This is a genomic window from Actinomadura geliboluensis (genome assembly GCF_043197915.1).
Classification (GTDB): domain Bacteria; phylum Actinomycetota; class Actinomycetes; order Streptosporangiales; family Streptosporangiaceae; genus Spirillospora; species Spirillospora geliboluensis.
The window spans coordinates 155825-179019 of record NZ_JBICUA010000014.1; the positions used below are offsets into that span (position 1 = coordinate 155825).

Annotated in this window: 18 protein-coding genes; 3 read left to right on the forward strand and 15 right to left on the reverse strand. The window is 75.3% G+C overall.

The annotated features are described in order from the left end of the window. Positions 1-3 precede the first annotated feature (3 nt). The 3 genes from ACGFI1_RS37140 to ACGFI1_RS37150 all read right to left on the reverse strand — a co-directional run bounded on the left by ACGFI1_RS37140 (position 4) and on the right by ACGFI1_RS37150 (position 3220). Complete coding sequence (locus ACGFI1_RS37140; protein ID WP_392792227.1) at positions 4-1065, reverse strand: extracellular solute-binding protein; 1062 nt, start codon at positions 1063-1065, stop codon at positions 4-6. Positions 1066-1604: 539 nt separating this feature from the next. Further along, a complete protein-coding gene (locus ACGFI1_RS37145) occupies positions 1605-2180 on the reverse strand; it encodes an NAD(P)H oxidoreductase (protein WP_392792230.1) in 576 nt (191 codons plus the stop codon). Between the two features lie 20 nt (positions 2181-2200). Further along, positions 2201-3220 carry an NADP-dependent oxidoreductase gene (locus ACGFI1_RS37150; RefSeq protein ID WP_392792233.1) on the reverse strand — a complete coding sequence of 340 codons (1020 nt, stop codon included), beginning with the start codon at positions 3218-3220 and terminating at the stop codon, positions 2201-2203. A gap of 95 nt (positions 3221-3315) precedes the next feature. Here ACGFI1_RS37150 and ACGFI1_RS37155 point away from each other — a divergent pair, with 95 nt between their 5' ends. Then, positions 3316-6525, forward strand: coding sequence for a BTAD domain-containing putative transcriptional regulator (locus tag ACGFI1_RS37155; RefSeq protein ID WP_392792236.1), 3210 nt, complete (start codon positions 3316-3318; stop codon positions 6523-6525). Here the strand turns inward: ACGFI1_RS37155 and ACGFI1_RS37160 are convergent, their stop codons facing one another. The 11 genes from ACGFI1_RS37160 to ACGFI1_RS37210 form a co-directional block, all read right to left on the reverse strand. Beyond that, positions 6526-8628, reverse strand: coding sequence for an MMPL family transporter (locus ACGFI1_RS37160; protein WP_392792239.1), 2103 nt, complete (start codon positions 8626-8628; stop codon positions 6526-6528). Positions 8629-8757: 129 nt separating this feature from the next. Continuing rightward, positions 8758-9474, reverse strand: coding sequence for a response regulator (locus tag ACGFI1_RS37165; RefSeq protein ID WP_392741583.1), 717 nt, complete (start codon positions 9472-9474; stop codon positions 8758-8760). Beyond that, the gene (locus tag ACGFI1_RS37170) at positions 9455-10582 is read right to left on the reverse strand and encodes a sensor histidine kinase (RefSeq protein ID WP_386876420.1); all 1128 of its coding nucleotides are present in this window, start codon (positions 10580-10582) and stop codon (positions 9455-9457) included. The genes ACGFI1_RS37165 and ACGFI1_RS37170 overlap by 20 nt, the downstream gene beginning before the upstream one ends. Position 10583: 1 nt before the next feature. Beyond that, on the reverse strand, positions 10584-11213 hold the full coding sequence (locus ACGFI1_RS37175) for a sulfotransferase family protein (RefSeq protein ID WP_392792243.1): 630 nt from the start codon (positions 11211-11213) through the stop codon (positions 10584-10586). 31 nt (positions 11214-11244) lie between these two features. Next, on the reverse strand, positions 11245-12288 hold the full coding sequence (locus tag ACGFI1_RS37180) for a 3-oxoacyl-[acyl-carrier-protein] synthase III C-terminal domain-containing protein (protein WP_392792246.1): 1044 nt from the start codon (positions 12286-12288) through the stop codon (positions 11245-11247). A gap of 29 nt (positions 12289-12317) precedes the next feature. Then, a complete protein-coding gene (locus ACGFI1_RS37185; protein WP_392792249.1) occupies positions 12318-13682 on the reverse strand; it encodes a condensation domain-containing protein in 1365 nt (454 codons plus the stop codon). After that, complete coding sequence (locus tag ACGFI1_RS37190; protein ID WP_392792252.1) at positions 13679-14299, reverse strand: hypothetical protein; 621 nt, start codon at positions 14297-14299, stop codon at positions 13679-13681. Before ACGFI1_RS37190 ends, ACGFI1_RS37185 begins: the two co-directional genes overlap by 4 nt. Beyond that, positions 14289-15413: a hypothetical protein gene (locus ACGFI1_RS37195; RefSeq protein ID WP_392792254.1), complete on the reverse strand. Its 1125-nt coding sequence runs from the start codon at positions 15411-15413 to the stop codon at positions 14289-14291. Before ACGFI1_RS37195 ends, ACGFI1_RS37190 begins: the two co-directional genes overlap by 11 nt. 100 nt (positions 15414-15513) lie before the next feature. Next, positions 15514-16221, reverse strand: coding sequence for a helix-turn-helix transcriptional regulator (locus ACGFI1_RS37200; RefSeq protein ID WP_386876409.1), 708 nt, complete (start codon positions 16219-16221; stop codon positions 15514-15516). Between the two features lie 168 nt (positions 16222-16389). Continuing rightward, positions 16390-17037 carry a response regulator transcription factor gene (locus ACGFI1_RS37205; protein WP_392792256.1) on the reverse strand — a complete coding sequence of 216 codons (648 nt, stop codon included), beginning with the start codon at positions 17035-17037 and terminating at the stop codon, positions 16390-16392. Next, positions 17004-18437 carry a sensor histidine kinase gene (locus ACGFI1_RS37210; RefSeq protein WP_392792259.1) on the reverse strand — a complete coding sequence of 478 codons (1434 nt, stop codon included), beginning with the start codon at positions 18435-18437 and terminating at the stop codon, positions 17004-17006. Before ACGFI1_RS37210 ends, ACGFI1_RS37205 begins: the two co-directional genes overlap by 34 nt. 285 nt (positions 18438-18722) lie before the next feature. Here ACGFI1_RS37210 and ACGFI1_RS37215 point away from each other — a divergent pair, with 285 nt between their 5' ends. Then, positions 18723-19418 carry a response regulator transcription factor gene (locus ACGFI1_RS37215; protein WP_138636537.1) on the forward strand — a complete coding sequence of 232 codons (696 nt, stop codon included), beginning with the start codon at positions 18723-18725 and terminating at the stop codon, positions 19416-19418. 34 nt (positions 19419-19452) lie between these two features. Then, positions 19453-20079: a helix-turn-helix transcriptional regulator gene (locus ACGFI1_RS37220; RefSeq protein WP_392792263.1), complete on the forward strand. Its 627-nt coding sequence runs from the start codon at positions 19453-19455 to the stop codon at positions 20077-20079. Between the two features lie 30 nt (positions 20080-20109). Here the strand turns inward: ACGFI1_RS37220 and ACGFI1_RS37225 are convergent, their stop codons facing one another. Continuing rightward, positions 20110-23148 carry a BTAD domain-containing putative transcriptional regulator gene (locus ACGFI1_RS37225; protein WP_392792265.1) on the reverse strand — a complete coding sequence of 1013 codons (3039 nt, stop codon included), beginning with the start codon at positions 23146-23148 and terminating at the stop codon, positions 20110-20112. Positions 23149-23195: the final 47 nt, after the last annotated feature.

The window sequence follows — 23195 nt, forward strand, 5'->3', positions numbered from 1 at the left end:
TTGTCAGCCTGCGATGAAGTCGCGCCAGCGAGGCGCGACCGTGCGCTGGTTGTCCGCCCACCAGGCGGAATCGATGCGCACCTGGTTCTTGGCATTGGCGGGGTCGGACGGCATCCACGCGCGCACCCCCGGCTTCACCAGGGTGCCCACGGCGCGACTGGAGGTGCCGTAGCCGAGCGCGTTGACGAGGTTCGCCTGCGCGTCCGGGTGAGTCGCGTACCACTTCAGGTACTTCATCCCGCCGTCGGTGTTGGGCCCGTTCTTGACCACGACCGTGTAGGACGGATTCACCAGTGAGCCGTCCCAGCTCGTCTTCAACTTGACGCCCTCGTCGGCCAGCGACTTGACCCGCCCGCTCCACATGAACGCGATGCCGACCTCGCCGCTGCGCATCAGCTGCATCTGCTGGTCGCCGCTCGTGGTCCAGACGTTGACCGCGGACTTGATCTGACCGAGCTTGCGGAGCGCCCGATCGACGTCGATGGGGAACACCTCGCCGGCCGGAACGCCGTCGGCGATGAGGGCGGACGCCATGGACTCGTGCGGGTTGTCGATCATCGCCCGGCGGCCCGGGAAATTCTTGACGTCCCAGAATTCAGCCGGATTGGCAGGGCATTTATTGACGACTTTCATATTGCAGGTGATGACGACGCCGGTGTCGCCCATCGATACCCCGTAGGGCTGCACCGAGTCCGGCACGGAGACCTTCGTCAGCTGCGCGGTGAGGTCTGCGGGCAGCTTCTCCAGCAGCCCCTTCCGGTACAGCAGCACCGCACTGGAACCTTCGAGCGCCTCGATGACGTCCCAGCTCATCCGGCCGCTCTGCGCCTGGGCCTGCAGCTTGGCGGCGAACCCGCCGCCCGCCGGATCGGATCGCACGGCGAGTCCGCCGTCGGCCGTGAAGGGCTTCCAGAATGACGTATCGGTAACTTTCTCGACCGACCCGCCGAAGTTCGCGATCACGACCCGCTTCGAGTCGCCCGCCCCCGATGACGCCCCGCCGGCGCAGGCCGAAGCGGCCAGGACGACAGTGGCGGCACAGAACACACGTACCATGTGACCCATGTCATCACCTCCAATGAGAGGTGAACATATCGATCGTTCGATTTCATGTCTAGAGCCCCTCCGGAATCAACTTCGCGAGCACCCCGCAGTCAGCCGCCCGTCAGGCCGCGCAGCCCCGAGGAGCACGGAGGACCCGCCGCACCGGCCCGCCCGGGAACGCTCACGCGGTCAGGACGACACCCGCGGCCGAGATGAGCGATCGTCACGACGGAGCGTTGGGCGCCGCGCGGCTACCCGAGCGTCGCGCGGCCCGGGTGACGCTGCACTCGCCGTGACCGTGGACGCCTCCGGGGGCCCCTGGGTCGCGCAGGCACCGTCCGCGCCGCTGGGGGAGTCCCCGTACCGCTACAGCGGCGGAAAGTGGAACAGGGCGGCGGTGCCCGCCGGGGCCGTGGTGCGCGACCCCGGCGTGGTGACCTGCACCGCTTCCGCTCCCCCCGATCGCGGGGGCGGTGTCCGGCTCCGGCTGCGACCGCGGTGCGGCGACTGAGTAGTGGCCGCGGCCCTGCGGCTCTACCGGCGCCGGACAGGGCCCCGGGTCAGGAGGGTGCGAGGAACTCTCCGAGGGCGTCGTCGGCGGTCGCCGGGGCCGGGGCGGCGGGGGAGACCGTGTCGTGGACGAACCGGACTGCGGCGTCCGTGATGCCGCAGTAGTTCGAGATGCCGACCGTCAGCTGGTGGGCGAGGGCGTCGCCGAGGCCGTGGCCGGCGTACTCCTCGCGGGACTGCCCGGCCAGTGCCAGCCACAGCATCCGCTTCCCGCCGAAGCGCGCGGTGGGCCGGCCGTAGGCGAAGCCGTAGTTCCACACCCGGTCGATCCAGCCCTTGAGGACGGCCGGGAGCCCGTACCACCAGACGGGGAAGACCACGATGATGAGGTCCGCCGCGTCGATCCGCCGCATGTGGGCGCGGACCTCCGCGGAGTAGGTCTTGTCGCGGTCGCCCCAGTCCGGTTCGTCCGCGACGGTCATGCGTGGGTCGAAGCCCTCGGCGTGCAGGTCGAGGACGTCGACGGTGCGCCCGTCCTTCTCCAGCCGGACGCGCGCCCGGTCGGCGATGTGGGCGGTGAGGGAGTCGGCGCGGTGGTGGGCGACGACGAGCAGTGCGGTGGCCATGGGACCGTCCTTCCAGAGGATCAGAGGCGGACGAGCGTCTTGCCGGTGTTGGCGCCGCGCAGGTTGCCGAGGAGCGCGGCCGGGGCCCGGTCGAGGCCGTCGAAGACGGTCTCCTCGGTGCGCAGGGTGCCGTCGGCGAGCCAGCCCGCGGCCTTGGCGATGTACTCGGGGAACAGGTGCAGGTACGCGCCGACCTGCATGCCGCGCAGGGTGAGCTGCTTGTAGACGATCTGCGCGAGGTTGGCCGGGCCGGGGACGGGCGCGGTGGCGTTGTAGCCGCTGATGGCGCCCACCAGCGCGGCGCGGCCGCCGACGTTCAGGGCGCCGATCGCGGCTTCGAGGTGGTCGCCGCCGACGGCGTCGAGGTAGACGTCGATGCCGCCGGGGGCGGCGTCCGCGAGCTGGGCGGCGATGGGGCCGGCGCGGTGGTCGAGGGCGGCGTCGAACCCGAAGTCGGCGAGCAGCCTCTTCATCTTGTCCGGCCCGCCCGCCGAGCCGATCACCTTCGCGGCGCCCAGTGTGCGGGCGAGCTGCCCGGCGACGCTGCCGACCGCGCCCGCCGCGGCCGAGACGAAGACGACGTCGCCCTCGCGGACGGGCGCCACGTCGGTGAGCGCGGCGTACGCGGTCAGGCCGGTCGTGCCGAGCGGGCCCAGGTACGCCTGGACGGGGGCGAGCCCGGTGTCGACGACGGTCGCGGCGGCCGCGTCCAGCACCGCGTACTCCCGCCATCCGAGGAAGTGCGAGACGGTCGCGCCGACCGGGACGTCCGCCGACCGGGAGGCGATCACCTCGCCGACCGCCGCGCCCTCCAGCGGGGCGCCGAGCTCGAACGGCGGGAGGACGGGGGAGGGCACGTCGTCCATCCGCCCCCGCATGTACGGGTCCACCGACATCCATGTGTTGCGGACGAGGATCTGCCCGTCGCCCGGCTCCGGCACGGCGGCCTCGGCGAGCGCGAAGTCGGTCGGGGCCGGCTCGCCGACCGGGCGGGCGGCGAGGCGGATCTCACGGCCGGTGAGGGTGCTGTGCGAAGTCATCGGAACTCCCATCGGGGGTGTGTCGGTCGATGGCCCCACTCTCCTGAACGGCGCTTTGGATCTTCTGCGGGTCGGCTGTCGGTAGCCTTCGGGGCATGCGTTTCGGGGTGCTCGGTCCGCTCGCCGTGTGGACGGACGAGGGGGCGGCGGTGCGCGTCCCGGAGCTGAAGACCCGGGCGCTGCTGGCGGATCTGCTGGTCCATCGGGGCCGCCCCGTCTCCGTCGATCAGCTGGTCGACGACCTGTGGGGCGGCGGGACGGCGCGGCTGCCGCGCAACCCCGTCGGCACCCTCCAGACGCGCGTGTCGCAGCTGCGCCGCGCGCTGGACGCCGCGGAGCCGGGCGGGCGCGGGCTGCTGGTGTCGCAGGCGCCCGGCTACCTGCTGCGCGCCGCGCCGGAGGCGGTGGACGGCGACCGGTTCCGCGCACTCGCCGGACGGGCCCGCGCCACCGAAGACCCGCGCGCCCGCGCCGCCTCGCTGGCCGGCGCGCTGGCGCTGTGGAGGGGACCGGCGTACGCCGACTTCGCCGACGAGGAGTTCGCCCGTCCGGACGCCGCGCGCCTGGAGGACGAACGGCTCGCCGTCCAGGAGGAGTACGCGGAGGTGCGGCTGGAGCTGGGCGAGCACGCCGCGCTGGCGGGCGAGCTGAGCGAGGCGGTGGAGCGGCATCCGCTGCGCGAGCGGCTGCGGGCCGCGCACCTGCGCGCCCTCTACCGGGCGGGGCGGCAGAGCGAGGCGCTGGCCGGGTTCGAGGATCTGCGGCACCGGCTGGCGGAGGAGCTCGGCGTCGACCCGAGCCCCGAACTGGCCGCGCTGCACCAGGCGATCCTCACGCAGGACCCGCTGCTGGACGCGCCGCGAACGGCCGTGCGCGCCGCCGCGGCGCCCCCGCGGGAGATCCCCACCAACCTCCCCGCGCCGCTGAGCGACCTCGTCGGACGCGACGCCGCGGTGTCGGAGGTCCGCGCGCTCCTGGACGGATCGCGCCTCGTCACCCTGACCGGCCCGGGCGGCGTCGGCAAGACGCGCCTCGCCCTGGCGACCGCGCGGGCCCTGACCGGCGCGGACGCGGACGGGCGGTTCCCGGACGGCGTGTGGCTGGTGGAGCTGTCCGGGCTCGACCGGGCCTCCGGCGCGACCCCGGCCGACGCGATCGCGATGGTGCTCGGCGTCCGGGACGACGACGCCCCCGCCGCCGCGACCGCCCGCCGGACGCCCGTGGAGCTGCTCGCGGGCGCGCTCGCCGCGCGGCGGCTCCTGCTCGTCCTCGACAACTGCGAGCACGTGGTCGACCAGGTGGCCGTGCAGGTCGCGGCCCTGCTGCGGGCCGCGCCCGGGGTGTGCGTGCTCGCCACGAGCCGGGAGTCGCTGGCGCTGTCGGGCGAGCGGCTGTGGCCGGTGCCGCCGCTCGGCGAGGCCGACGCCGTCCGGCTGTTCACCGCGCGGGCGGCCGCCGCCGCGCCCGGGTTCGCGCCGGGGCCGGACGACACGGCGACGATCGCCGCCGTCTGCCGCCGGCTCGACGGGATCCCGCTCGCCGTGGAGCTGGCCGCCACCCGCGTCCGGGCGCTCGGCGTGGCCGGGCTCGCGGACCGGCTCGACGACCGGTTCCGCCTGCTGACCTCGGGGAACCGGGACGCCCCCGCCCGCCAGCGGACGCTCCGCGCGATGATCGACTGGTCGTGGGAGCCGCTGGCCGGGGACGAGCGCGCCGTCCTGCGGCGGCTCGCGGTGCACGCGGACGGCTGCACGCTGCGGGCCGCCGAGGAGGTGTGCGCCGAGGACGGGCTCGACGTCCTCGACGTCCTGGCGCGGCTCGTCGACCGGTCGCTCGTCGTGCGGGCGGACGGGAGCGGCGGCGGCCCCCGCTACCGGCTGCTGGAGTCGGTCAAGGCGTACTGCGCGGAGCGGCTGGACGAGGCGGGCGAGTCCGCGGAGATCCGTGCCCGGTTCGTCCGGCACCACGTCGCGCTCGCCGCGTGCGCCGAGCCGCACCTCTACGGGCACGACCAGCGGAGGTGGCTGGAGCTCCTGGACGCCGAGGCGGCCAACCAGCGCGCCGCCCTGGAGGACGCCGCCCGCCTCGGTCTCGCGGCGGACGCGCTGCGCCTGGTCGACGCGCTGGCCTGGCACTGGTACCTGCGCGGACGGCTGACCGAGGCACTGCGGTCGCTCGATCTGGCGCTGGGCGCCGAGGGCGGGCCGCCGGAGGCGCGCGCGAAGGCGGCGGTCTGGCGGGCCGGTTTCGTGCTGCTCACCGACACCGGGGCGGCCGCGGAGGCGCCGGCGTCGCACGAGGGCATCGCCGATCCGGGCGCGCGGGCCTGGGCGCGCTGGTTCCTCGCCTTCGCCCACCGCGGCTTCGGCGACCTCGAAGTGACCGGTGACCTGGTCCACCGGGCGCTGGCGGAGTTCCGCGAGCTCGGCGAGCCCTGGGGGACGGCCGCGGCGCTGAGCGTCCGGGCGACCGTGCACCGTGCGCGCGCCCGGCTCGACGCGGCGAGGCGCGACGCCGAGGAGAGCGAGGCGCTCTTCCGCGGCCTCGGGGACCGCTGGGGGCGGCTGAAGGCGACCAACACGCTCGCGGAGCTGGCCGAGATCGCCGGAGACTACGACCGGGCCGCCGGGCTGCACGAGGAGGGCCTGCGGATGGCCGAGGAGCTCGGGCTCTGGGCGGAGGCGTCGTTCCGGCTGTCCGGCCTCGGCCGGATCTCCCTCCTCACCGGCGACCACGCCGCGGCCGACGACCGGCACCACCGCGCGCTGAAGCTGGCCGCCGACCAGTCGAACAAGGTCGCCGAGCACTTCGCGGCGGTGGGCCTCGCCCTGTCCGCCCGGCGGCGCGGCGACCTCGACGCGGCCGAGGCGCGGCTGCTGCCGTGGCTCGACTGGATCCGGACGGTCGACGGGGAGCCGGGGCTCGCGCTCGTCCTCGCCGAACTCGGCTTCGCCGCCGAGCAGCGCGGGGACGCGGACGAGGCGCTCGCCCGGCACCGCGACGGGCTCGCCGCCGCCCGCCGGATCGCCGACCCGCGCGCCGTCGCGCTCGCCCTCGAAGGACTCGCCGGGGCACGGTCGCTCGCGGGCGACGCGCGTCCGGCGGCCCGGCTGCTGGGCGCGGCCGCCGCCCTGCGCGCTTCGGCCGGCGCGCCGCTGCCGACCGCCGAACGCGGCGATGTCGACCGCGTCGCCGCCCGCGTCCGGACGCTCCTCGGCCGCGACGCCTTCGCCGCCGAGTACGCCCGCGGCGAAGCCGACCCCGGCGCCGCGTCCCCGGCCGGCCAGGACGCCGTGTCCGCCTGATCAGGTCCGCTGCGACGCGAGGCCGGGGGCGGCCGGCGCCTCGGTGATCTCCACGCGGCGGTGCAGCCGGCGCAGCGGGCCCGGAGCCCACCAGGCCGCCCTGCCCAGCAGGGTCATCGCCGCCGGGACCAGCAGCATCCGCATGGCGAGGGCGTCCAGCGCGATGGCCAGCAGCAGGCCGAGCCCGATCTCCTTCACCGGGGCGAACCCGGCGGGCAGGAACCCGGCGAAGGCCACCCCGATCAGCAGGGCGGCGGCCAGGATGACCCGGCCGCTGCGCCGCAGGCCGGCGGCCACCGCCCGGCGGGGGTCGCCGCCGTCGAGCCATGCCTCCCGCGCCCGCGACAGCAGGAACACCTCGTAGTCGGTGGAGAGGCCGAACGCGATCGCCGCCGTGATCACCGGGACGGTGAGGTCGATGCCGGCGAGTTGCGGCAGGCCGAAGGCCGAGACGAAATGGCCGTCCTGGAAGACCCAGACGACGATGCCGAGCGCGGCGCCGACGCTGAGCACGTTCGTCAGGACGGCCTTGAACGGCAGCAGCACCGAACCGGTGAAGGCGAACAGCAGCAGGAACGTCACCAGCATCACCGCGCCCGCGGCGATCGGCGCGCGCTCCGCCAGCGCGTCCCGGTAGTCGGCGAGGCGGGCCGCGTCCCCGGTGACGCCCTGGATCCGCGGGTCGTCCATGGCCCGGATCGCCTCCACGGCATGGCGGGTCCGGGCGCTGTTGGTCGCCTGCTCCGGTATCGCGTTCACCACGGTGAGGCCGCCGCGCGACGGCCCTGGACGCACCGCCGCGACGCCGGGCACTTCGGCGATCCGCCCGCCGAGCGCGGCCAGTGCCGGGTCGTCCGGCGGCAGGGACGTGACGACCGCGATGGCGGCGGGCTTGGCGGCGGCGGGGAAGTCGGCGGCGATCGCGTCCTGCAGCTGCCGCGTCTGGGTGGACGCCGGCAGCGAATGCGGGTCCGCGGTGACCAGCCGCATCCCGAACACGGGAGCCGCCATGACCGCGAACGCCGCTCCCACCGCCAGCAGGGTCGGCAGGGGGGCGCGCTGGACGGTCCGGGCGACCGCGGCCAGCACGCGGCCGTGGCGCGGCTTGGCCTTCGCCGGCTTGATGCGGTGCCCGACCAGCGCGAGCAGCGCCGGAAGCAGCGTCACCGCGGCGAGCATGTCGATGAGGACGACGCTCGCCCCCGCCACGCCCAGCGACCGCAGGAACGGGTCCTTGAACAGGAGCATGCCGAGCAGCGAGACCGAGACGGTCAGGCCGGAGAACACGATCGTGCGGCCGGCGCTGAGGCAGCTGCCTTCGAGCGCGGCGCCGGCGTCCCCGCCGCCCGCCCGTTCCTCGCGGTAGCGCTGGACGAACAGCAGCGAGTAGTCCGCGGCCAGGCCGATGCTGAGCATCGTGGTCACCTGGATCGCGGACACCGACACGTCCGTCACCAGGCTCATCACCAGCAGGACTCCGAACGTGCAGGACACCCCGATCACCGCGATGACCAGCGGCAGCGCGGCGGCGAGCAGCGCGCCGAACACCAGGAGCAGCAGGACCAGCAGCAGCGGCGCGGCGATGATCTCCGCCTTGCGCGTGTCGGCCTGCGCCTGCTCGGTGAACTCGGCGTCGGTCAGCGCGTCGCCCGCCACGACGACGCGGGGCGCGTCGATCCGCTTGAGCCGGGCGCTGATCCGGTGCTCCACCCGTTTCGGGGTGCCGGGCGCGAGGCCGACGCCGATCAGCACGGACTCGCCGCTCCGGGCCTTCGGCGCCCGCTCGCCGAACGGGTCCTCGACACCGGTCACCTCCGGGTGACCTCGGATCTCGGCGAGCGCCCGCTGGACGGAGCGGCGGAATCCGGGGTCGCCGGCGGGCCGGCCGGACACGACGGCGGTGAGGGACGGGGGGTTCAGCCCGGCCCGGTCGAGCCGGGCGGCCGTCCGGTCGGACTGGCTGCCAGGGGTCGTGCCCACCGTCGTGGTGAGGCGGGTGAACACGCCGTTGCCGGCGGTGAAGGCGACCGCGGTGACGGCCAGCCACAGGACGATGACGCTCACCGGGTGCCGGCGGGCGGCTCCGGAGACGTGACGGATCACGAGAACGCTCCTCGGTCGGCGGGACGCTCCCGATGCTCGCCGCCGGACCGGCGTCCGCGGATCACCGGCCGGGGTGAATCCGTTCTCGCCGCGCAGGGTGACCCGGCCGCGCGCCGGCCGCGCCGCGGGTCAGCCGCCGCCCGCGACGACCAGGCCGGATTCGTAGGCGAACACGACGGCCTGGGCGCGGTCGCGGAGCCCGAGTTTGGACAGCAGGTTCCCGACGTGCGTCTTGACGGTGTTCGCGCTGAGGTACAGCTCCGCGCCGATCTCGGAGTTGGACAGCCCCCGCGCGATCATGGCGAGTATCTCGGTCTCCCGCCCGGTGAGGTCGCCGAGCCGGGCGGCGAGCCGCGGGACGGCGTGCCCATTGCCCACCAGGGTGCCGATCAGCCGCCGGGTCACGGTGGGCGCGAGCAGCGCCTCCCCGGCGGCGACGATCCGCACGCTCTCCACCAGCTGGTCGCGCCTGATGTCCTTCAGCAGGAAGCCGCTCGCGCCCGCGCGCAGCGCGTCGTAGACGTACTCGTCGAGGTCGAACATCGTCAGCACGAGCACCTTCGCCCGCGTCTGCGCGCAGATCCGGGCGGTCGCCTCGACGCCGTCCAGCTCCGGCATGCGGATGTCCATCAGCACGACGCAGGGCCGCAGCTCGCGCGCCGCCCGCACGGCCGCCGCCCCGTCCCCGACCTCGCCGACGACCTCGATGTCGTCCTGGGCGTCCAGGATCATCCCGAACCCGGCGCGGAAGAGGTCCTGGTCGTCGGCGATCAGCACGCGCAGGGGCGGACCGGCCGGCGCTCCGCCGGGACCGGCGCCCGCGTCCTCAGATCGGGAACGTGGCATGGACGACGAATCCCCTCCGGCCGCTCTCGGGTCCGATCCGGAGCGTACCTCCGCACGCCGCGACGCGCTCGCGCATCCCGACGAGCCCGTGCCCGCTCCCGCCGCCGGCCGGCGCGGGCCCCCGGCCGTCGTCGCGGACCTCCACCGACAGCCGGTCCTCCTCCCACCGGACGGTCACCGCGGCGTGCTCCGCCCGGGCGTGCCGCAGCACGTTCGTCAGCGCCTCCTGGACGATGCGGTACGCGGCGACGCCCACCTCCGACCGGGGCTCCCGCGCCTCGCCCTCGGTGACGAGGGCCACCTCGACGCCCGCGTGCCGGGCGGCCGCGACCAGGTCCGGGACGGCGGGCAGGCCGGGCTGGGCCCGGCGGGCGGGCGGCGGGTCGTCGGAGCGGAGCGCGTCCAGGACGAAGCGCAGCTGCGCGATGGCGTCGCGGCCCCGGTCGGCGATGGCGTCGAACGCCTCCACGGCCTTCTCCGGCGACCGGTCCACCAGCAGCGCGCCGGACTCGGCCTGGACGACCATCAGCCCCACCGAGTGCGTGACGACGTCGTGCATGTCGCGGGCGATCCTGGTGCGCTCCCTGGCGGCGGCCGCGGCCCGCTCCTCCTCCAGCCTGCGGGCGCGCTCCTCCAGCACGCCGATCCGGGCCCGGCGCGCCCTGCCGCCGGTGCCGAGGGCGTACGCGGTCGCGAAGAACATCCCGATGTACCCGGAGTCGATCAGCTCCTCGCCCGGCAAGATCAGCGAGACCAGCAGCAGGACCCCGCCGACCGCCACTCCGGCCAGGCGCCTGGCGGGGGACGGCTGGGCCGCGAGCGTGTAGGTGAGCACCAGGGCCCCGAGCGGGAGCGGGGGCAGGTCGTTCTCCGCGCTCAGCCAGGTCGTGGCGGCCGCGACGACGAAGCCGGCCGGGATGGTGGACCGGCGGCGCCAGAACACCGGCACCGAGGCCAGCAGCGCCGCGGCGACGGCGGCCCCGTGCGGCCTCGGGAGCAGCACGGGGACCAGCGTCCCGGTCGTGACGACCGCCGTGATCACCAGGTCGAGGGTCGTGTCCGACCAGTGCCGCCAGGGGAGCACCGCGTCCGGCGGCCGGCGGGCCATCTCAGTGCTCCTTGCGCCGCTCCAGCGTGGCGGCGAATTGCGCGCCGTCGTTGTGGTGCGGGAAGTCTCCGCCCGGGACGGGGACCCCGAGGAAGCCGCAGAGGGGCTCCCAGCCCTGGCCGACGTGGAACTCCAGCAGCCGGCCGGCCGGCACCTCGCGGCGGACCTCATCGATGTGCCGCTCGAACACCGCGACCGCGTGGTCCCGGTCGGCGAACCCGCCGCCGAAGACGCCGTCCCAGACGATGTCGAGGGACAGGGCGCGCAGCCGGGTGAACACCGGATCGCGGCCGTCGTCGGGGGCGGTGACCGACCGGTAGATGCTGCCGTGGGCGCTCCGGTACCACGAGGCCGGATCGCGGACGGTCAGGATGACCTTGGACTCCGGGTTCCGGGCGACGAGTTCGCGCCAGAACGCCGCGCCCGGCCAGTCGACGGACGAGCGGTACCCGTCGTAGACCTTCTCCCAGTCCGCCCGGCCCGCGGCCGCCTTCTCCCAGAGCGGGATCTCGCCGGGGCGGTCCAGCAGGCCCAGCATGTGGTGGCAGGGGCCGAAACCGAGCTGCTCCAGGGCCGCCTTGAGGGAGAGCGTGCCGGTGCGTCCGAAACCGACTCCGATGACGTCGAGCATGAGGGCCTCCACTGGGGAACGGGACGGGCTGCTAGCGGGCGCCGCGCAGGAGCATCGCCCAGAGGGTGGCGCCCGGGCCGAAGGCCAGCGCCATGGCATGGTGTCCGGGTTCGAGCGGTGCGGCCTGCTGGAGCCGTTCGAGGACGGCGAGGACCGCGGGTCCGGCGGTGTTCCCATGCTCGCGCATCACCGCGCGCGACACGCCGACCGAATCGGCGGGCAGCCGCAGCTCCTCCTCGACGCGGTCGATGATGCGGCGGCCGCCGGGGTGGAGCGCCCACCACGCCAGGTCGCCGCGGCCGAGCCCGTTGCGCGCGAGGAGCGCGTCGACGGGGGCGGGCACCGACGACGCCACGACGTCCGGCATGGTCGGCGCGAGCCGGATGTGCAGGCCGCGGTCGCCGACGTGGACCTGCAGGTCCTGGGCGAACCGGGGCGCGGTGAGCACCTCGGTGTCGATGATGTCCAGCCCGGGCAGGCCCGGCCGGCCCGGCCGCAGGACGACCGCCGCCGCGCCGTCGCCGAAGAGCGTCAGGACGACGGCGCCCTCCTTGTCGTACGGCGGCGGCTGGAGGTGGGGCGAGAAGAGGTCCACGCACACCAGGACGGCCGGCCTGCGGTGCACCTCCACCCAGTTCCGGCAGGCGGACAGCGCGGGGAGCGCGGCGTAGCAGCCCATGGGGCCGAGCGACAGCGCCTCGGTGCCGGGCGGCATCCCGAGGTCGTCCAGCAGCCCGTCCAGCCCGGGCGCGGAGTGCGTCGTGGTGGTCGAGGTCGCGAGCAGCCCGACCTCGCCGGGACGCAGCCCGGCGCGGTCGAGCGCGCGGCGGACCGCCTCGGCGGCCAGGGCGCGGGCGTCGGCGAGGCCGCGGTCCATCCGCCGGCCGGTGCCCCACTCGCGCGGATCCTCCACGAAGGGGTTCACGGCCATGCCCTTGGCGCCGATCTCGGAGTTGCCGATGACCCGCGCGACGATGTCGCCGCCCGGGTCGCCGGCGAACAGGGCGGCGAACTCGTCCATCTTGACCGGGGGCGGTGCCGTGAACGCCAGGTCGGTGATGCGTGCCGTCGGCATGGTGCGCCTTTCTCCTGCGAGGCCGTCGTTCACGAGGCCGGGACGGGACGGGGCGCCGGCCGCACCGGCGCGATCTCGCTCAGCGGCAGATCCCGGTCCGCCAGCTCGGCGAGGAGGTTCTCGATGCCGGACAGGAAGGCCGGGATGACCGGTGGCGGGAAGTGGGCGGTGTCGGCCAGGAGGCTGAGCCGGACGGCGTGCGGATCCTCCACGACCCTGAACACCTCCAGGAAGAAGGTGACGCTCGCCCGCTCGACGCGCCGCTCCCAGGCGAACGACGACTCCCCGGGGGGCGCGGGCGGGCCGGGAAGGCGGGTGCGGGTCGGCGTCCACAGATCGTTGAAGGCGACGCTCAGGTCGACACCCGATCCGGCGACCAGCCGGGCCGCCAGGTCGGCGTCGAACTGGCCGTGCCGCTGCGCGCGGAAGGAGGCCTTCCACGCCTCGCGCACCACGTCCCCGAACGTCTCCCCGCCGAGCCCGATGACGGAGATCGTCTCCTGGGCGAGGTTGCCCACGGCGTTGTGGAGGTCCTTGCCCGCGCGGTTGCCGGCCATGAGCCGGACGGCGCACCGGTCGCGGCCGGTGTGCAGGCCGAGGAGCACCGTCGCCGCGGCCAGCAGGACGTGCGTCGTCCCCACGCGGTGCCGGGCGGCGACGGCGTCCAGCGCGAGCGGCACCGCCCGCGACCGGAGCCCGCCGCGCCAGAAGCGCGGGGTCGCGGGCGGGCCGGGCGGCGCGGGGAACATCGTGGGCGGCGCGGCGGCCAGCTCCCGGCGCCAGTGGTCGAGCGCCTGCTCCAGCGCGCGCCGCCCCCGCGGCGAGCGCTCGCGGACGGCCTTCTCCGCCGGCTGGACGGCGCGCGGGACGCCGGTGAGCCCGCCTTGCAGGAGCCGCACGAACTCGGCCGCCGCCACCTGCCCGCTGAGGAAGTCGGCGGCGAGGTGCGACATCCACAGCTGGAAGACCACCGGCCGGTTGTGGAGGAGGACGATCCGGGCGGCGAACGGCAGTTCTGCCGCCGGGTCGTGCTGCGCCCCCGGCGGCTGGGGCCGCCAGTCGCCGGCGAAGGCGTGCAGGTCGTCGACCGCGTCGACGCGGACGAGCCAGACCGTCAGTTCGCCCTCCGCCAGGACCTCCTGGTTCAGGACGTGGTCGTCGCCGTGGAAGAGGGTGCGGAGCGACTGGTGGCGTTCGATCAGCAGGCGGAGCCCGTCCAGGACCTCGTCCAGGGCGAGTCCCTCGGGCAGCAGCCCGCCCGAGGTCGTGTCGGCGAAGGACGGCTCGCCCGGCCGGCGCATCTTGCGCCAGAAGTCCCACTGCCCGACGGTGCAGGGCGCCGTGCCGCCTCCGTCTCCGTGGAACGCGATCCGCCGTGTGGTGGTCGTGGTCATGTCGTTCCCCTGTACCGGCGGAGCAGCGCGGATCGGCGCTCCGCCTCGTAGCGCTCTTCGAGCGCGGACGGCAGCGTTGGATGCGGGGTCAGGAACCGCGGCCGGAGGGAGGCGCGGTGCCGCTCCCAGCCGGCCTCCGGCCGGTGGGGGCGGGTGGAGGCGGGCAGGGTCCGCGGCACGGGCGGGCCCGGCGGGGCTGCCGGGTCCTCGCCGAGCGCCCACCGCTCCGCCGCGTCCACCCGGGCCAGCGCGTCGGCCGGAGGCAGCCCGGTGAGGCCCAGCCAGGTGACCGCGCGGGTCGCGAAGGACGCGGCGCGCAGCTCCGGGAGGCGCTGGACGGCCGCCGCGATCGGCAGGACCGCCCGCGCCGTGAGCGACTCGCAGGCGAGCATGGAGAGGGAGGGCAGGGCGAGGGAGGGCAGGTCCGCGCCGGTCTCGCGGAACGGGTGCGGCCACGGGCGGGACGCGCCGGCGGCGCCGCACACGGGGCAGCCGACCAGGTCGACCCGTACCGCCGGAGCGTCCGCGTCCGTGGGCGCGAACGGCGGGGGCAGCAGCGCGCACTCCGCCTCCCGGACGGCCATCGCCCGGACGTGGCGGTCGAGGTCAGCCCGCATGGCGGCCTCCGATCGCCGCGAGGCCGCCGCGCGCCGCGACCAGCCCCGCGCGCACCGCCGCGACTCCGAGGTCGGCGAGCGCCGTCCGGCCCGCCCGCCCGGCCATGGCGTGGTCGTCCTCGGACAGCCCCGAGTCGACCCAGGTCTCGACCGCCGTCCGGGTCAGGGGGCCGCCGCCCGGTGGCGGCGCGCCGGCGGACGCCACGTCAGCGCCGAGCAGGAACCCGGCCGCCCACACCTCGGTCGCCGGGCGGACGAGCCGGCCGGGCAGCCGGCCCATGCGCGGCGCCGCCTCGGCGAGCACCGCCTCCGGGTCCCGGCCGGTGAGCGCGCAGGCGTCGTACCAGTACCAGCCGAACTTGTGCTCGACGGGCTCGCGGTCCATGAGCCGGACGCCGCAGCGGGAGTCCAGCAGCTCGACGGCGTACGGGCCGGGTTCGAGGCGTCCGGCGGTGGACCAGTGCCCGTCGGGGACGGCCGCGCGGGGGGCGAAGACCGTCGAGTGCAGGCGGCCGTGGTGGCCGACGATCGTCGGATCGTGGCCGTGGTCGAGCAGGTGCGGCACGGTGGCCACGACGGGGACGCCCTCCCGGCGGCAGAAGACCACCACCTGCTCGTCGTCGTCCTGCGCCTCGTCGGGGACGCCGGCCAGGTGGGCGGCGAGCCGCCGCGCCGCGGCCACGGGCAGGACGAGCCCCTGGGTGGGCGTCCACTCCGTCGCGGAGAGCGGGACGCACGCCGTGCCCGCCACGGCCCCCCGGCGCGAGAGGTAGGAGTTGTGCGGGCTGTTCCAGTGGGAGTACATGGCGATGCCGTGGTCCGGATGCGCGGCGACGACCTCGTGCAGGTGCCGGGCGAATCCCGGGGCGGGCACGACGTCGTCCTGCAGCACCAGGTGGTGCGTGGAGTCGTCGTCGATCGCCGCCCATGCCCGTTTGGCGGTGCGGAGCGGGCTCGGCGCGGCGTCCGGGTCGGGATCGCGCACGATCCGCGGCCGGAGCGCGCCGAACGACGCGGTGAGCGCGCGCAGCCGCTCCGCGCGCCGGGGATGATGCATGATCACGGTGCCGATGCGGATCGGTCCGGCATGGGAGCCGCGGGAATCGTGTGCCATTCGCCCTGTCTCCGCCCGAGGGGCGTGAAGTCGCCGTGTCCGGTGGGGTGTTCATCTTCGGCGGGACGAGGGCGCCTCCGTAACGCCGGAACGGGCACGCCTACGGGCGGACGGATGGGCCGCCCGTCCGGGCCCGCACGATCGCCCTGCCCGATGGGCCTGCCCGTTCGTCCAGGGTGCGCCCGGCGGTGGGGCGGCCGTGCACGGTCCAGCCGGCGGCGGACCGCTCGGGCGCCGTCCGGCCGGACATCGTGCGCCAGACGAAGCCCAGCTCGAGCCGGCTCCGGACGCGGAGCACGTTCATGATCGTCGTCACGTGGCGCTGCACGGTCCGGGTGGAGCTGCCGAGGCTCGCGGCGATCTCCTTGTCGGCCATCCCGGTCGCGAGGAGCCGCAGCACGTGCAGGTGGACGGGGGCGAGGACCGCGTCCTCCCCGGTGTCCTCGGCGGCGTCGCGCCAGTACCGCTCGAAGATGGCGAGCAGCGAGGCGACCGCGCCGGCGGGCGCGTCGACGCGGGTCCAGTCCGTCAGGCGCGGTTCCCAGGCCAGGGCCGCGACCTCCCGGTCCACGATGGCGAGGTACAGGGGGAGGCCGTACGCCAGCACGACGCGCGTGCTGACGCCGCGGCGATCCGGCGGCGGGGGAGCCTCGAACCCCTGGGGTTGCAGGACGAGGACCTCGTGCCGCGCCGAGTCCAGGAGTTCGCCGGCCCGCCGGCGGCCCGCCGCCGCGGCGGACGGTAACGGTCGAGCGGCTGCGGATGGGGGAGTCGGCGCAAGGGTGAGCCCCCGACGGCCCGTGGCCATGGATTCCTCCAGTGGTCTGCGACGCCGACGAGAGTACGGACCGCGGGCCCGCCCCGTAACCGGGGCAGCCTGGGGAACCCGAGAGGGGATTCCCCGGTGTCCCCGGGCCGGGTCACCGCGCTGTAGTCACCGTGCTGGAGTCACCGTGCTGGAGTCACCGCGCTGGAGTCATTGCGCCTGGAGGAAGAGCAGGACCGCCCGCACCCGCCGGTGAAGGCCCGCGTCGTGCGGGATGTCGAGCCGCTCCAGGATGGCGGTCACGTAGCTCTCGACCGTCTTGGGCCGCAGGTTCAGGCGCTCGGCGATGGCCTGGTTGGTGAGCCCCTCCGCCATCAGCGCGAGCACCTCCCGCTCCCGCGGCGCCAGCCGGCCCACCGGCCCCGCGGCCTGCTGCCTGGCCATGAGCTCCTCGACGATGACCGGGTCGATGACGGCGCCGCCCTCGACGACCCGGTGCAGCGCGTCGACGAGCTGGGAGACGTCGACGACGCGCTCCTTCAGCAGGTAGCCGACATGGCCCTCGCCGCCGTTGACCAGGTTGAGCGCGTACTCGATGTCGATGTGCAGGGAGAAGAGCAGCACGGCGACGTCCGGATGCCGCGCCCTGATCTCCCGCGCCGCCATCAGCCCCTCGCCGGTGAACGTGGGGGGCATCCGGATGTCGAGGATCACCACGTCCGGGGGGAGCCGCCGCACCTCGTCGAGCAGCTCCTCGGCGTCGCCGACCGTCGCGACGACCTCGATGCCGCGCTGGGAGAGCAGTGCCGCGATGCCGTCGCGGATCAGGACCGCGTCGTCGGCGATGATGACGCGCAAGAGAATTCCCCGATGATCGACGTGCCCTGCCCCGCGGTGCTGACGACATCGAAGGTACCCCCGATCGCCGACACCCGTTCGGCGAGACCGGACAGCCCCCTGCCGTCCGGGGCCGCCTGGCCGATGCCGTCGTCCTCGACGGACACCCGCAGCGTGCCGCCGCGCTGCCGCAGGCTCACGGTGACGGCGCGGGCCCGGGCGTGCCGGACGGCGTTGGTCAGTCCCTCGGCGACCAGGAAGTAGGCGGTCGCGGACAGCTCCACGTCGAGTTCGGCGGGCGCCTGCCCGGTCAGGGTGACCGGCAGCGGTGCCGCCTCGGCGAGTTCGCGCAGGGCGCCGTCGAGGCCCCGCTGGAGCAGTGCGGGGCGGCGTCCGCGGGAGAGCCTGCGCAGCTCCTCCAGCGCCCGCTGCAGTTCGGCCGCGGCGCTGTCGAGCTGCGCGCGGGCCTCCCCGGCGCCGCCCGCCGGCAGGTGGTCGCGGGCGATCTGGACGGCGAGCATCGCGTTGAGCATCCGGAACTGCGCGCCGTCGTGCAGGTCGCGCTGCAGCCGCCGGCGCACCTGGTCGACCTGCGCCTCGGCCGCGCGGCGGAGGGTGTCCAGCTTGGTGGCGTTGCGCGCCAGCCACATGCGCAGCAGGCCGCCGGCGACCGTGATCGCCAGCAGGACCTGGAGGGCGACCGCGGCGGCGTTCAGCGGGAGCCGCAGCCGCCCGGTGACGGAGAACGGGAGGAGGTAGGGCAGCAGCGGCTCGATGGCCAGGTGCAGTCCGATCAGGATCCCGAGGGTCCACGCGGGGTAGAGCTCGCGCCGCCAGCACGAGCGCGACCAACGGCGCACCAGGACCAGGACGACGAGCACGGCGACCGCGACGACGTGCGCGTGCGCGAGCACCGCGACGGGGCCCTCGGCCCTCCACCCCATGGAGACGCAGGACAGGCAGGGCTCGAAGCGGCTGCGGTCCATGGCGTGGTAGTCGGCGTAGAGCGTCAGGGGCAGGAGCAGGGTCAGCGCGACGGTGGCGCGCTCCAGCCGGTCGGCGAGCCGGAACTCGGGGAAGGCGAGCAGGACGCCGACCGCGAGCGGGGCGGGGAGCGCGCGGCCGAGCAGCGTGAGCTCGTGGGCGGCGCCCTGCCCGGCGGGGTCCAGCAGGCGCAGCGGCCAGGTCAGGCCGGCGACGATGAGCAGGAGTCCGAGTCCGCGCGAGGGCCGCTGGTGGGCCAGCAGCATCCCGCTGGTGAAGAAGGCGGAGGTCAGCATGATGACGGCGGCGGGGAAGACGACCCCGCCCTCACCGGACCGGGTGACCGCGAGCACGGTGGCGCCGGTGCTGGCGGCGACCGTGGTCGTGATGAGGGCAAGGGGCCAGTGCCGTACGGCCGATGGAAACGTGGAACGCATGAAGGAGGGTTGCCTCGCATCCCGGTGAACCGCGTTGATCGAGTTCCGTACTTCTCCTCTTGATCATAAGTTGCGCCCGGAGTGGCTTGCCAGAATTGGCTGGGTCTGGCCAGTTTGAGCCTTTTTCGGCTTTTGGGAACTGCGGCGCCGGCGTGTAGTAAACCAAACAGGTCGGAATTGGTGACTTCATGTCTGAAAAGTGACACCGAGCTTGCTGTGGGGCGTCGTGTGCGTTGTCATGACAAGGCCCGGTACGGGCCACAGGGGGACAGAGGAGTGGTGACGATGAGGCACAGCATCGGGGGCGCCCGGCGGCAGGAGGCGGCGGGCCTCAGAGTGGCGATCGACATCGGCAACGAGGTCCTGGCCCGCGGGCTGGAGGACGTGCTCCGCGGCGTCGCGGGCGTCGGGGCCGTGCGGCGGTGCAGGAGCAGGGCGGAGGCGGGCATGCTCGCCGGCTCGGGGGAGACCGACGTGATCATCCTGACCGGTGCCGAGACGGGATGGCTCGGCGAGGTGCCGCCCGGCGCCGCGGGCCGGTCCGCGAAGGTGCTCGTCCTGCTCGACCAGACGGAGGCGCGCGAGGCCTCGCTCCTGGCCTCGATGGGTGCCGACGGCTTCCTCGTCCAGCAGGAGATCACCGCCGAGTCGCTGGGCGAATCGATCGAGCGCATGGTGCGCGGAGAGGTGCCGATGCCGGCCCGACTGGCCCGCGAGCTGCTCTCCCGCGCCGGATCGCCGCCGCCGGAGCGGGCTCCGCGCCCGGTCCGGCTCACCGCGCGCGAGCAGGAGACCCTGAACCTGCTGGCCGAGGGGCTGAGCAACAAGCAGATCGCGCGCCGGCTCGGCATCTCCGACCACGGGGCCAAGCGGCTCGTGACCAGCGTCCTGCTCAAGCTCGGCGCGCCCAACAGGACCGCCGCGGTCGTCACCGCGATCAGGGCGGGCATGGTCGGCGAGCCGTCGGCGCGGAACCGGTAAGCGTTTTGTATGCGCCATTTGCCAGTATGGCCGGGTGGCTCCCGCCAAGCGCATGACGACCGCACGGAAAACCGTCGCCCAATGCCCGATGGACGGCCCGCGTCCGTCCATTGACCGCGCCATTGCCCGGGCGTGCCTCGCCACGGCGCGCGAGGAACTCCTCGTGATGTTCCCGGGCACCGGCGAGGAATGGGAGCGCTTCGGCCGGCCCGTGCGGCCGGCGGCCCGCCGGGGGATGCGGGTCGTCGTCCGCGAGGCCGGCCGCCGCCGCGCCCGCGGCGTCCGTGTCCGCGCCGACCTGTCGGCGTTCCTCGTGGTGGCGGACCGCGTCGTCGGCGTCCACGCCGACGAGCGCGGCCGGGCGGGCGTCGTGCGGGGCGCCGACCGGATCGCGGAACTCGTCGAGGCATTCGAATGTCACTGGGGGCACGCTCGACTGCCCGACGAGGAGGCCGACCCGGCGGTCCACCTGCAGGAGGAGATACTCGGCCGGCTGGCCGCGGGCGCCACGGACGCCGTGGTCGCCAAGGAGCTCGGCATCTCCCGGCGTACCGTCCAGCGCCACGTCAACAGGACGATGGACGCCCTCGGCGTGCGCAGCCGGTTCGAGCTGGGCATGCGCCTGGCCGCGGGGGACTGGGCGGGCGCGTGTGGGTGCTGACCGCGGGCCGGCGGCTGGCGGGCGACGGGGTCAGCGCTCGTCGAGGAGCGCGCTCGTCTCGGCCGCCGCCGCGGCGTCCCCCAGGCGCTCGTAGACGCTGACCGCCTCGCCCCAGACCTTCTTGGCGGCGGCTTCGTCGCCCTGCTCCGAGTGGACCGAGCCGAGCACGCGGAGCGTGTCGGCGAGGAAGGCGTCCCAGCCGCGCGTCCGCCACAGGCGCGCCGACTCCTCCAGGTGCAGCCGGGCCGACGCGAGCCGGCCCGCCGCCAGGTCGAGCTCGCCGAGGACCTTCAGGGCGTCGGCGAGATGGTGCCCGAACCCGTGGCGGCGGCTGAGGAACAGCACCGAGTTCACCGTCGGGAGCGCCCGCTCGTCGCCGAGGGCCGCGTAGAGCTTGGAGAGGTAGAGCAGGGAGAACGCCTCCGCGTAGTGGTCCCCGAGCTCGTGGCAGACGCGCAGCGAGTCCACGAGCAGCTCGTGGCCGCTCTCGATGCGTCCGGTCAGGCAGTGCGCGGCGCCGAGGAACTGCATCGCGGTGGCCTCGAACCGGGGGTTGCCGAGCAGCCGGGCGAGCGCCAGGCACCGCGTCAGGTGCCGGGCGGCCGGCTGCGGGCGCCCCTCCCCGCAGGCGATGCCCATCATCAGGTGCGCCCGCGCCTCGCCGCCCAGGTGGTCGGTCTCCTGGGCCAGCCGCAGCGCCTCCCGCGCGCTCTCCAGCGCCTGCTCGGAGTCGCCGCGGGCGATCAGCCCCCAGCACTGCGCCACCAGGGCGTCCGCCATCCCCCGCCGCTCGCCGGCCTCCTCGAACAGGCGCAGCAGCCGGCTGGCCTCGGCATAGGAGGTGGCCATCGCGTTGCCGGTCTCCTCGGTGGAGATCCAGGTCGTCATGTCGATCAGGCCCCGCAGGAGGACGGCCTCGCCGAGCCGGTCGCCGGCCGCGGCGCACAGCGCCATCGCCCTGCGGTGCAGCGGCACCCAGTCCTGCGTCAGGCTCCTCATGTCGAGGTACTTCTCCATCGACGCCGCCAGGTCCCAGGCGAACCCGGCCAGCTCCAGCTCGCAGGCCTGCTCCACCGCGGCCGCCATCGCGGCCCGTTCCGTGTCGAACCAGGCCATGGAATCGGCCAGCAGGCGCTCCGTCACCTCGGCGGGCAGCTCGTACCGGGGTGCCGGTCCGTGGAGGGCCGCGTAGCAGGGGCCCGGTATCCGCTCCGCGGCGCGCTCGGCCAGCCGCAGCCAGGCGCCGAGGGCGCGCCGCACGGCCGCGAGCCGCTCCGCCGCGGACTCCTCCCGGGCCGCGAGCTCGCGGGCGTAGATCCGGACGAGGTCGTGGTAGCGGTAGCGCGGCTCCCCGCCGGCGCCGGTGCCGGTGGCCACGAGGAGCTGGGCGTCGATCAGGGTCTCCAGGTGGGCCCGGGCCGCCCGGTGGGAGCCGCCGAGCAGCGCGGCCGCGACCCAGCCGGCGAAGTCGGGGGCCTCCAGCAGGCCGAGCAGCCGGAACAGCCGCTTGGCCGGGCCGGGGAGCCGCTGGTAGCTGAGCCGGAACGAGGTGCGCACGGCGAGGTCGCCCGCGGTCAGCTCGTCCAGCCGGTGCCGCTCGTCGCGCAGCGAGTCGGCCAGCCACGCGAGCGTCCGGTGCGGCCTGCCCGCCACCCGGGACCCGGCGATGCGGACGGCCAGCGGTATGCCCCCGCACAGCCGGGCGACCTCGGCGGCGGTCGCGGGATCGGCGCCGATCCGCTCCGCGCCGATGATGCGGCCGAGCAGCGCGACGGCCTGCCCGGCGTCGAAGACGTCGAGGGCGAGGTGGCCGGCCCCCTCCAGGCCGGTGAGCGGGAACCGGCCGGTGACCAGGACCGCGCTGCCCGGCGCACCGGGCAGCAGCGGGCGGACCTGGCTCTCGGCGGACGCGTCGTCGAGCAGGACCAGGACCCGGTGGCCGGCGAGAACCGTCCGGTAGAGCGCGGCCCGGTCCTCCAGGGACCGCGGCACGTCCTGCCCGCGGACGCCGAAGGCCCGCAGGAAGCCGCCGAGCACCTGCGCCACGTCCACCGGTTCCCCGTCGGCGGTGCGCAGCCGCGCGTAGAGCTGCCCGCCGGGGAAGCGCGAGACCAGCCGGTGCGCCACGTGCAGGGCCAGCGTGGTCTTCCCCACCCCGCCCATGCCCGTGATCACCGCGACCGGCGCGGACTCCCGGGCCGACAGCAGCCCGGTCAGCGCCGTGACCTGGTCCTCCCGGCCGGTGAAGTCCGGGATGAGGGGAGGCAGCTGCGCCGGGACGGGCAGCCGGGCCGCCCGGACGGCCTCCCGCGGCCGGTCGTCCTTGGACAGCGCGGCGAGGTACGCCGCCTGGACGCGCGCCCCCGGATCCACGCCCAGCTCCGCCGTGACGCTCTCCCGGTACGCCTGGTACCGGCGCAGCGCCTCGGCGGTGCGCCCGTCGGCCGCGAGCAGCTCGATCACGCCCGACTCCAGCCGCTCGTCCAGCGGGGACGCCTCCGCCAGCGCGGCGACGCGGTCGAGGACCGTGCCCGCGCGTCCCGCCGCCACCGCCGCCGCGGTCAGCTCCGCGGCGGCGGAGTGGACCTCCTCGGTGACCGCGCGCAGCAGGGGGTCGGAGGAGCCGGTGCGGGGCAGGTCCGCCAGCAGGGGCCCGCGCCAGAGCGCGAGGGCCGACTCGAGCAGTTCCGCCTTGTCCGCGGCGCCCTCGGCGGCGCCGGCCCGGTCCACGAGCGAGCGGAAGCGGCCGAGGTCGACGGCGGCGGCCGGGAGGGTGAGGCGGTATCCCGAGCCGTCGTGGTCGAGGGTCCAGCCGGGCTCCGGCGCCGGGTCGATCCGCCTGAGCCACTGCCGCAGCCGGGAGACGCCCACCTGCACCGACCCCGGCCTGACCTCCTCGGGACCTCCGGCCCAGGCGAGTTCGACGAGGCGGTCCGCGGGCAGGGCGTCCGGCGCGGCGACGAGCAGGGTCCCGAGCAGGCCGCGCAGGATCGGCGAGCGGGGAGGCGGCACGGGCGCGCCGTCCACCTCGACGGACAGCGGTCCCAGCACGGCGAAGCGCAAGCCCACGGAACCCACCGTCTCCAGCCTCCGTCGCGACTCGGCCTGGTGCCCGA